This window comes from Luteimonas aquatica, from assembly GCF_022662575.1.
Classification (GTDB): Bacteria; Pseudomonadota; Gammaproteobacteria; order Xanthomonadales; family Xanthomonadaceae; genus Luteimonas; species Luteimonas aquatica.
In genome coordinates, this window is record NZ_JALBFU010000006.1 from 119,416 (window position 1) to 129,770 (window position 10,355).

The 10,355-nt window shown below is 65.6% G+C and carries 7 protein-coding genes and 2 pseudogenes; 1 reads left to right on the forward strand and 8 read right to left on the reverse strand.

Going from position 1 to position 10,355, the window contains the following annotated elements; all coding sequences use genetic code 11:
• The 3 genes from MD221_RS13015 to MD221_RS13025 all read right to left on the reverse strand — a co-directional run.
• Nucleotides 1–2,571: YhdP family protein (locus tag MD221_RS13015; protein ID WP_277928903.1), on the reverse strand; the 2,571-nt coding region annotated here is incomplete at its 3' end.
• A 57-nt stretch (nucleotides 2,572–2,628) separates the two neighbouring features.
• Nucleotides 2,629–4,149, reverse strand: a complete 1,521-nt coding sequence (gene rng / locus MD221_RS13020) for a ribonuclease G (RefSeq protein ID WP_242112238.1) — start codon at nucleotides 4,147–4,149, stop codon at nucleotides 2,629–2,631.
• On the reverse strand, nucleotides 4,146–4,745 hold the full coding sequence (locus tag MD221_RS13025) for a Maf family protein (RefSeq protein WP_242112239.1): 600 nt from the start codon (nucleotides 4,743–4,745) through the stop codon (nucleotides 4,146–4,148). Before MD221_RS13025 ends, rng begins: the two co-directional genes overlap by 4 nt.
• Nucleotides 4,746–4,867: 122 nt before the next feature.
• On the opposite strand from MD221_RS13025, the gene MD221_RS13030 reads away from it, so the two are divergent.
• The gene (locus tag MD221_RS13030; RefSeq protein ID WP_425602276.1) at nucleotides 4,868–5,617 is read left to right on the forward strand and encodes an SIMPL domain-containing protein; all 750 of its coding nucleotides are present in this window, start codon (nucleotides 4,868–4,870) and stop codon (nucleotides 5,615–5,617) included.
• 142 nt (nucleotides 5,618–5,759) lie between these two features.
• Here the strand turns inward: MD221_RS13030 and MD221_RS17525 are convergent, their stop codons facing one another.
• From MD221_RS17525 to MD221_RS13045, 5 genes and pseudogenes are all read right to left on the reverse strand, one after another.
• On the reverse strand, nucleotides 5,760–7,382 hold the full coding sequence (locus MD221_RS17525; protein ID WP_277928904.1) for a TonB-dependent receptor domain-containing protein: 1,623 nt from the start codon (nucleotides 7,380–7,382) through the stop codon (nucleotides 5,760–5,762).
• 708 nt (nucleotides 7,383–8,090) lie between these two features.
• Nucleotides 8,091–8,372, reverse strand: a pseudogene (locus tag MD221_RS17530) (TonB-dependent receptor plug domain-containing protein); the annotation flags it as partial.
• A 75-nt stretch (nucleotides 8,373–8,447) separates the two neighbouring features.
• Nucleotides 8,448–8,715, reverse strand: a pseudogene (locus MD221_RS17655) (hypothetical protein); the annotation flags it as partial.
• 369 nt (nucleotides 8,716–9,084) lie between these two features.
• On the reverse strand, nucleotides 9,085–9,438 hold the full coding sequence (locus MD221_RS13040) for a hypothetical protein (RefSeq protein ID WP_242112240.1): 354 nt from the start codon (nucleotides 9,436–9,438) through the stop codon (nucleotides 9,085–9,087).
• A gap of 130 nt (nucleotides 9,439–9,568) precedes the next feature.
• The coding region (locus MD221_RS13045; protein ID WP_242112241.1) for an RHS repeat-associated core domain-containing protein at nucleotides 9,569–10,355 on the reverse strand (787 nt) is incomplete at its 5' end.

The window sequence follows — 10,355 nt, forward strand, 5'->3', positions numbered from 1 at the left end:
GCGCGCGCGCAGCGCCAGGCGCTGCCCGAAAGCGACGGTGACGTCGCCCTCGCCCAGCGGCAATGGCGTCTCCACGCGCGTGGGCAGCGCCACCGAGGCCGGCTTGTTCAACGGCGCCGGCAGGGCCAGGCGCGTGCCGACCAGGTCCGAGCGCAATTGCAGCAGCGTCGGCGGCGAGACCGCGGCGGCGGAAGCCGGCGGCTTCGGCACCGAGACCGCCACCGTCCACGTCGAGCGTCCGTCCACGTGCGGCTTCAGCCAGGCCATGTCGGAGACGCGATCGAGCAGCGTATCGGCCTCGGCGACGGTGTTGAGTTCGGCCTCGAAGGCCTGCGCGTCGCTGCGCACGTGGCCCGGCCCGGTGCGCAGCGACAGCGTGCCCGGCGCGCCCTCGTACAGCGCGCGCAATCCCTGCGCGTCGAAGCCCTTGTCGTCGTATTTCGCGGTGCCGCGCACGTCGGCGAAATCCAGCTTCCAGCGCTTCTCGCCGAGGCGCGCGCCGTTCACCTCCACCGTGCCCGCGATCCTCGGCACGTAGGGATCGGGCACGTTGTGGTGCAGCGGCAGGTCGAGCGTGAAGCGCGAGGCCATCGGGCCGGCGGCGCTCAGGTTGTCGAGCGTGTCGCCGATACGCTTGTGCAGCGGGCTCTGCCGCAGCAGCGACAAGGCCGCGCCCGCATCGCCGGCGATGTCGGCGCGCACGGTCAGTTCGGCCTCGTTGAAGCGCGCAATGCCCGCTTCGAGCCGCGGCACCGGCAGGCCGGCGATCGCGGCCTTGCCGTTGAGCGTGAAGCCGTCGGCGACGAAGCTGATGTCGCCGTCGAGATGATCGACCGCCGGCCACTCCGGCTGGAACTTCACCGTCGCGCCGGACAGGTGCGCGTCGGCCTGGAACAGGCCCTTCGCCGCCTGCCCCGGCTCGGGGTGGAACGGCCAGTCGTCGAGGTCGCCGGAGACCACCGCGCGCCCGTCGCGGACGCGACCGTCGACCAGGCCGTTGTCGAGCCAGCGCACGGTATTGGGCGACATGCGATGGCGCACCCAGAAACGCTTGGCCACGGGCACGGCGACATCGTCGAGCTTGGCGGCCAGGTCGATGTACGGTCGCGTGCCGTCGCCCTGGAACCACATCCCGCCGCGCACGTCGGCGCCGTAGCCGACGCCGTCGATGCGCAGCCCGGCGGTTTCCACTTTCCAGCCCTGGCCCTCGCGCCAGCCGGCGAAGTTGCCCTGCAGGCGCACGTCGTGCGGCGCACCGAAGCCGGGCGGCCAGTCGAAGCGCAGCGTCGCGGCCGGGTCGAACGCCAGGCTGAAGCCGTCCCCGTCCGCGTCCACGGTGCCGGAGAAGCCGCTGATGCCGGGCGTGGTGCCGCGCGGCGCGAAGCGCAGGTTCTCGATGCGGCCGCGCGCGCGCATCGCGCCGTCGCGGCCGGCCAATACGATGTCGCGCAATCCCGCGTCCGGCTTGCTGTCGAGCAGCCAGCCGCGCAAGCCGGGATCGAGACGGTCGCTGAGCGCGGCCAGCGCGAACAGCGGACCGGCATCGATGCGATCGGCCAGCAGCGCGTAGCGCCTGCCGCCGGCGGCGACCAGACCGTCGAGCGTCTGCGGATCGCGCTGGCTGCCCAGCCGCAGGCGCGCGGCGTCGAAGCGCCAGCCCTCGGCCTGCATGCGCATGCGCCCATCCACTTCCAATCGCTCGAAGGCGACCGTCGGTGCCGTCCCGCGTCCGGCCACCGGCGCGCCCTGCAGCTTCAGGTCGCGCAGCCGCGACTGCACGACGACGCCGGTGACGCGGTGCTTGCGCAGTTCGGTCCACGCCTCGATGCGGCCGCTGCCGCCGGTCACCGACACGCCCGCCAGGTGCAGCAACGAGCTCCATGCCGACAGGTCGGCGTCCTCGGCGACCACGTAGCCGCGGCCGTCGCCGCTGCGCCGGTTGAAATCCGAACGCGCCTCGATCGCCGGCGCATCGGCGTGCATGCGGGCGCGCGCGCCGATGCGCACGCGCTCGCCGTCCACGCGCAGCCGCAGGTCGATCTGCGGCACCTGGGTCCGGATGCCGAGGCCGGGCGCGTCGATGCGCAGCTTGCCGCCGATCACCTGCAGCTCGCCCAGGCCTTCCAGCGGCGCGAACGGGTCCTGCGTCGACTGGCGCTCCCCGGGCAGGCCGCGCACCTGCCAGCGGCCGGCGTCGTCGCGCTGCAGGGTCAGGTCGAGCCCGCGCAGGCGCAGCTCGGTGAAGGAACGGCCCGGCAGCAGGCCGGCGTACTGCGACACCAGGATCTCCGCGCTGCCGATCTGCAGCGTCTCGGTGCCCTCGCCGATGCGCAGGCCGTCGAGCTGCAGCAGCGGGCCGCGCCGCGTCCACTGCGTCTTGAGCCGGTCGAAACGCACCGGGCGATGCACCACCTCGCCCAGCCACGCCGCCACCTTGTCCGGATGCCGCTCGGCCAACGGCAGCAGCTGGCTCACCGCGCCGGCGGTCAACGCCATCAGCACCAGCACGATCGCCACCGCATACCACGTCCAGCGACGGAGATGACGGAGGTTGCGCCGCAGCCGGGACATCAGCGCAGGGGCCCGCTTCGGCGCGCGCCGAGGCGGCGTCGCCCGGAGCAGCCTCGCTCAGAGCAGCACGACATCGAACTGCTCCTGCAGATACTGCTCGTCGGCCTGGAAGCGGATCGACTTGCCGAGGAACTCCTCCAGCTCCGCCACCGCCGCCGACTCCTCCTCGGTGATGCGCGCCACCACTTTCGGCGAGGCGATCACCAGCAGCCGCGCCGCCTCGAACTGGCGCACGGCGCGGACGATCTCGCGGAAGATCTCGTAGGTCACGGTCTCGGAGGTCTTGAGCATGCCGCGGCCGCCGCACTCGTGGCAGGGCTCGCTCAGCTGGCGCTGCAGGCTCTCCACCGTGCGCTTGCGCGTCATCTCCACCAGGCCCAGCGGCGAGAAGTCGTACACCGTGGTCTTGGCGTGGTCCTTGGCCAGCGATTTCTCCAGCGTGCGCAGCACCTGGCGCCGGTGTTCGGCATCGCTCATGTCGATGAAGTCGATGATGATGATGCCGCCCAGATTGCGCAGCCGCAGCTGCCGCGCCACCGCCTGCGCCGCCTCCAGATTGGTGCGGTAGACGGTCTCCTCCAGGTTGCGCTGGCCGAGGAAGGAGCCGGTGTTGACGTCGACCGTGGTCATCGCCTCGGTCTGGTCGATGACCAGGTAGCCGCCGGACTTGAGCGGCACTTCCTTCTCCAGCGCGTGCTGGATCTCGTCCTCGACCCCGTACAGGTCGAAGATCGGCCGCGCGCCGCTGTAGTGCTCGATCTTCTCGGCCAGCCCGGGCATGTACTGCGCGGCGAACACGCGCAGCCGGTCGCAGGTCTCGCGCGAATCCACCTTCACCTTTTCCACGTCGCGCCGCATCAGGTCGCGGACCGCGCGCATCGGCAGGGTCAGGTCCTCGTACACGCAGCTGCCCACGCGCGCCTCGCGCACGCGCTGCTCGATCAGCGCCCAGGCGCGGCCGAGATAGGCGATGTCCTCCGACAGCGCCTCCAGCGCCTGGCCCTCGGCGTTGGTGCGCACGATGTAGCCGTGGTGGGCGCCGTTGACCGCCAGCCCCCCGACCAGCGACTTCAGCCGCAGCCGCTCCTCCTCGTCCTCGATGCGCGCCGAGACCCCCACCACTTTCGATTGCGGCAGCAGCACCAGGTAGCGCGAGGGAATGCTGATCTGCGTGGTCAGGCGCGCGCCCTTGCTGCCGATCGGGTCCTTGACCACCTGGACCACGATCTCCTGTCCCTCGCGCAGCAGCTCGCCGATCGGCGGCACCGGCGTCGGCGGCGGCCGCGACGCCTCGTCGGCGCCGATCGCCTCGCCCTTGGGCGCGTCCTCGCGCAGCTCGGCCGCCGGCAGCGAGCGCATCACGTCGTTCGCGTGCAGGAAGGCGGCCCGTTCCAGGCCGATCTCCACGAAGGCCGCCTGCATGCCGGGCATCACCCGCTGCACCTTGCCCTTGTAGATGTTGCCGACCACTCCGCGGCTCCAGCCGCGCTCGATGTGCAGCTCCTGCAGCATGCCGTTCTCGACCACGGCGACGCGGGTCTCGCGCGGGGTGACGTTGACCAGGATCTCCTCGGTCATCGCGCGACCGGCTCCATGCGCGGCGCGGATGCCTCCGGCCAGCAGCCGAAGTCCTTCAGTAGCCGCGAGGTCTCGTGCAGCGGCAGCCCCATCACGCCCGAGTAGCTGCCCGACAGGCGGCGCACGAAGGCCTCCGCCCGCCCCTGGATCGCGTACGCCCCGGCCTTGCCCTGGGGCTCGCCGCCGGCGACGTAGGCCAGGATCTCGGCCTCGTCCAGCTCGGCGAAGCTGACCTCGGTGACGCTGACCGCCTCGGCCGTCCGCCCGCCCGAGGCCAGGGTCACCACCGAGATCACCTCGTGGGTGCGGCCCGAGAGCCGGCGCAGCATCGCCGCCGCGTCGTCGCCGTCGCGGGGCTTGCCGAACACGTCCTGGTCCAGCACCACCTCGGTGTCGGCCGCCAGCACCGTGGCCCCGTCACCTGCCCGCAGCAGGCCGGCCGCGGCCTTGTCCCGCGCGACCCGCCGCACGTAGTCCAGCGGCGACTCCCCGGCCTCGCGGCGTTCGGGGACCTCGATGTCGAGCACGTCGAAGGCCAGCCCCAGGCGGGTCAGCAGTTCGCGGCGGCGGGGGGATTGCGATGCGAGATACAGCATCGGACAAGGATACCCTGCAGCCCCGCCCCGCCGGCTTGGCGGATCATTTAACCCCGTTCCGGCTCACGACCCGTTCACTGGACACTGTCGACCCTACCCCTCGTCATGAAAGGAGACGCCCCATGCCAAGCAAACCGCTTCGTACCCTGCTGCTCGCCAGCGCCCTTGCCCTGAGTATGACCACGATGACCACCGCCTGCGCCCAGAACGCCGCCCCCGCCTACGCCGCGACCAGCGACGGCACCCTGCTCTCGGTCTCCGCCCAGGCCGAGGCCAAGCGCACCCCGGACGTGGCCAACCTCTCCACCGGCGTGGTCACCCGCGCCGCCGACGCCAACGCCGCCCTGCGCGCCAACGCCGAGCAGATGACCAAGGTCATGGCCACCATCAAGGCCGCCGGCATCGCCGAGAAGGACATCCAGACCAGCGGCATCAACGTCAACCCCAACTACAAGTACAACGAGAACCAGCCGCCGCAGATCACCGGCTACGAGGCTAGCAATACCGTCAGCATCAAGGTCCGCGACATCAGCAAGCTCGGCAAGGTGCTCGACGCCCTGGTCTCCAGCGGCGCCAACCAGGTCAACGGCCCCAGCTTCGAGATCGACGAACCCGAGGCCGTCTACGACGAGGCCCGCCGCGCCGCCCTGGACAAGGCCCGCAAGCGCGCCGACATGTACGCCAAGTCGCTGGGCATGCAGGTCAAGCGCATCGTCAGCGTCAGCGAGGGCGGCGGCTTCCGCCCGCCGGTGCCGATGATGATGGGCATGCGCTCCGCCAAGGCCGAAGCCTACGACGCCTCCTCGCCGGTCTCGCCGGGCGAAACCAGCCTGAGCGCGAACCTGGACGTGGTGTTCGAGCTGGGGCGCTGAGCCCGGCCCGGCGACGACGCCCAAGGGCGCGCGTCGCCGGCAGCCGCCGTCCCCGCGAACGACTGCGTCGCGGGGACGCCAAATGAAAAGGGCCTCCTGCTTGCGCAGGAGGCCCTTTCGTTTACCGCGATGGAACGATCGATTACTTGAACGTGTACTTCGCGCCGATGGTGAAGTAGCGGCCGATCGCACCGCTGACGTCCATCGGGTTGTAGTGCAGCGCACCGTAGGTGGTCAGATCCAGCGGGGCGACGCGGTCGGTCACGTTCTGCACCGAGCCGAACACTTCCCACGCATCCGTCGCCTTCCAGTTGGCCGACAGGTCGATGGAGTAGAACGACGGGATTTCGCAACCGCCCGGGGCGTCGTGCGGATTTTCCTCGGTAGCGTCTGCATACGAGGTCACGCAAGTGTACTGCTTCCTACCCGCATCCCACGTAGAACCGTTCAGCGGCTCCGTGTTGTCGAACTTGCCGCGATAGTTCACCACACCGCTCACGCTCCAATCCGAATAATCCCAGGTCAGGCCGAGGTTGATGCGGTTCTTCGGCGTGCCGATGCAGTTGGTCACGTTGCAGTTGTCATGCGTGCCGGCAAAGTTCGTGGTCACGCCGCCGTCGGTCCGCTCCCAGCGGATGAGGTGGCTCCACTGCATGTCCAGACGCAGCCTGCCGTAATCGCCCAGATCGAAACGCTGATTGAAGTCCAGGTCGACGCCACGGACCTTCGACGAGGTCGCATTGATGTACGGCGTGAAGATCGCCAGCAGCGAACCCGTACCCTGGATTCCGTTGATCAGGTCATCGCCGCGCAGGAACAGACCTTGTTCGATTGCCTGGTCGGAGCTGAGCTGGGTGATCTCATTGGTACGCTTGATCTGCCATCCGTCGACCGCAATGGACATGCTTTCGATCGGCTGCAGCACGAAACCAACGCTATAGCTCTTCGACTCTTCAGGCTTCAGGTTCGGGTTGGGCTGATTGGCGAAGGCGACCGTCGGGTTGCACTGCACATCGGTCGGCCAGCCCGGAGGGGTCGGCGAGGGGCAACGCACGTTGTCCTGCACGGTGGCGAAGCCTACCGACGAACCATCCGTTTCGGCCAGGTTCGGCGCACGGAAGCCTTCGGCATAAGAAGCGCGCAAAGCGATCCAATCGGCCGGCTTCCACTTCACGCCAAACTTCGGCGTGAAGGAATTCTCGCCGCCCTTGTAGCTGTCGAAACGACCGGCCGCGCTGAGTTCCAGCGATTCCAGCACCGGCGCATTCAACTCGACATAAGCCGCGGACACTGTCTGGCTGCCGCTGAAAGCGGAATAGCCCAGGCCGATGATGTCACCCACGTCGGTGTAGGTCGTCGGATTCAAGGTCGCGGTCGAACGACGCCACTCGGCGCCGATGGCCAGCCCCAGTGCGCCGCCCTTCAGATCCATCAGCGAACGCGAGATCTTCGCATCGACCAGGTCCAGGCCGGTGTCGGCGGTGGAACGGATCGTCGGCGAAACCGCATTGAGCACGGACTGCGGGGTCTGTCCGGCATTGGCGCCCAGGCGCAGCCAGCCGCCGTAGGCGTTGTTGCCGTTGGTCAGCACCTCATCCAGGACGCTCTTGCGAATGTAGCCGTTGAGCACGTTGTCCAGCGAGGTCTGCGAATGCAGGTAGCCGACGTCGTAATCCCACGCGCCGACCGTGCCCTTCACACCGACGAGCGCGCGCACGAAGTCGTTCTCGAGCTCGCCGCGGCGCGTACCCACGTTCGGGAACATGGAGTAGCGGAACGGCCCCTCGATGCCGAGGTTGTTGTCGGGGTGAGCGGCGCTGATGATCGTGGCATTGGCGCCATCGTTACTGTTGACCACGCCGCCCGGGAAGCCGGAGATACCCGCGACGCCGGAAGGCGTGCCAGAGAAGGCGCTCTTCTTCTTCGAGTAGCCGAACTCGGTGTACAGCTCGGCCGAGTCGGACAGCGCGAAGGTGCCGCGCGCGAAGAGATTGATGTAGCTCTCTTCGGGCACCAGATCGGCGAACTGGTTCGGATCCCAGAGGCAGCCGCCGCCCGAGCCCGTCTGGTCCGCAATGTTGGACAGCGCGGCGCAATCACCGGGATTGCCGAGGGACTGGAACCTGTTGCCCGGGCCACCACGCACGGCGCCGACGGGCGACGAGCCCGCGGTGCTGCCCGAACCATTGATCCGGCCGCCTAGGTTGCTGTCGATCAGCGCGTATCCCCAACGACGCGAGTCGCCGCTGCCGATCCACTTGCGATCGCGACGATCCTTGATGCTGATCCTGTCGGTCTTGGCACCTTCGACGCTGAAGAAGAAGTTGTAGCCATCGGTACCGAGATCGCCGGTACCCCAGGCGATCGAGCCCTTGCGCTCTTCGCCGTCGCCTTCACCGGAAATGCCGTAGGATCCCTTGATCACCGCACCGGTGAAATCGCGGCGCAGGATCACATTGACTACGCCGGCGATGGCGTCGGAGCCGTAGATCGCCGAGGCGCCGTCCTTCAGGACTTCGACGCGCTCGACCATTTCCAGCGGGATGGTGCTCAGGTCGGTGAAGGTCTTGGAACCGTCGTCGGCCAGACCGAACGGCGCCATGCGGCGGCCGTTGAGCAGCACCAGCGTCGAGCCGGCGCCCAGGCCGCGCAGCGACACGCCGGTACCGCCGGCGGCGAAGCCGCTGCCGAAGCTCTTGGGAATCGTGCCGGCGCCGTCGACCGTCAGGGTCTGCAGGTAGTCGGCCAGCGTGGTCTTGCCGGTGCGNCACGCCGGTACCGCCGGCGGCGAAGCCGCTGCCGAAGCTCTTGGGAATCGTGCCGGCGCCGTCGACCGTCAGGGTCTGCAGGTAGTCGGCCAGCGTGGTCTTGCCGGTGCGGTCGATCTCCTGACGCGAGATCACCTGCACGGGCGAGGAGGTTTCGGTATCGGTACGGGGGATGTTGGAGCCCGTCACCTGGATGCGGTCGAGCGTCTTGGTCTCGTCGCCCGAGGCATCCTGCGCCAGGGCGGTGCCGGCCGTCGCGAACGCCGCCGAACCGACGGCGAGCGCCAACGCGATCGCGTCACGCAGCTTGTGGGGTTTGGTACTCATCATTGGGGTTCTTCTCTCTCTAAGCCTTCCGAAGAAGAGGAAATGTGACAACCGTCACCAAAGCCTGAGCCCTGAGCGCGGAAGCCAGCTCTCATAAACATCAATTTTTTCAATGGTTTACAACATCCACGCAGGATCCTTTCCGGCGTGAACGGCCGATTCTAGGTTGGTTCCATCTGAAATTAAAGTGCCGTTAAGAGGCTCTTGCCCCTTACAGCTTGTGAGTCGATCACGATCTGAACTGCATCGTCTGACGACTGCAAGCCTCCAGTTTGTTCAGCTATCGGCACTAAAGATGAAGTTGGCTTCATCGACATTGCTTAGTATCAAAAAAACAGCGCAACCCCAACTATTTTCATCGCTATATTCTTATTATTCATCAGCCTTGCAATAGGCCCCATCTGATTTATATTTTGCCCAAACAATTCCAACGTAATAATAAGTACTTACCTCTCCTTCTGAAACAAGATCTAGAGTCAAACTCATTGTTCCTTTACAGAACTTCACCACATCTTCGTTACCAGATATTCCTCTACTTCCTGACAACACCCACCCCTTCTGTTGCAACATATTCGTATAATTTTTCGCAATCATACTCCGCTCTTCTGAAGCACGGAAATGCTGTGTTGCACCAGTGGCAATTCCTCTATCAAAAATCTTCACACCGCCCACAGGAACATGGCCTTTCAATGCGCCTATTGAGTGCAGTTCATTCTTAAGCAACATGGGAGGGATCCTTCTTGAGTCATGGCCAGATACTAAGAACACGAACCCCTCCCTCCCAACAAGGAGCACAACTACAACAATAAAAATACTGAAAATAAGCAATATTTTTTTCTTTCCCAACATCATGATATTAATCACTATTTGCAGAATATATAGGCTTCATGTACTCGACAGCTTGCAAGGAAAACCCACCTCCTCCATACCCCACCTCAATTGCCGAGCCGCTGGCGTTATAAACATAAGATCCGCCAAGGCCAAAGTACCCCCCCACCCCTGTCGTCGCGCCGCGCGCGAAATTATCGACATCAGCAGCTGTACCACGAGCCGTAAGATAACCAACAGAAGCAGCCCAACCCACCTCACCACTTACCATTGATTTCGGAGTTGCATGGGCGACTCCTCCTCCAGCGAGCAATGTCCCGTTGCGCGTTAACATAGCCCCTCCTGATGCCACATAAATTCCGGCTGAAACGTGAATATAGTCAGGCGGAGCTGCTCCACATGAGCCCATTGTGGCCGTCATGCTACACCCACCCCCGAAGCTCAATGGATTCTTAAGTTCTGACCTATTGGACGCTGTAGCTTTTGTCCCTTGAGAAGCCCCTCCTTTATTCGAACTTGAACTCGAAATAGTGGACATGCTGCCTACAATTTGAACTGATCCAGCAATCCCCGGATGAGCCCCCATCGATCTAGGATCTTTTCGCATCATCTCTTGGTCTTTTGTATCTTGGTTCATACGCCCATCTGGATCGATAAATCTGTAAGGATTATTGTTTGCATACCAGTACCGATTGAAGTTCGCTCCCGGCTTCTCGTATGCGGTGACCGGATCGACGGACAGGAACCGTCCGATCGCCGGATCGTAGTACCGCTGCTGCATGTAGTTCATGCCGGTGGCCGCATCCAGCACGTGC

Coding starts and splice junctions, on each gene's coding strand:
- MD221_RS17525 (WP_277928904.1), bottom strand. CDS start 7,382: ATGTTCCCGAACGTGGGTACGCGCCGCGGCGAGCTCGAGAACGACTTC.
- MD221_RS13025 (WP_242112239.1), bottom strand. CDS start 4,745: ATGCTGTATCTCGCATCGCAATCCCCCCGCCGCCGCGAACTGCTGACC.
- MD221_RS13030 (WP_425602276.1), top strand. CDS start 4,868: ATGCCAAGCAAACCGCTTCGTACCCTGCTGCTCGCCAGCGCCCTTGCC.
- rng (WP_242112238.1), bottom strand. CDS start 4,149: ATGACCGAGGAGATCCTGGTCAACGTCACCCCGCGCGAGACCCGCGTC.
- MD221_RS13040 (WP_242112240.1), bottom strand. CDS start 9,438: ATGTTGCTTAAGAATGAACTGCACTCAATAGGCGCATTGAAAGGCCAT.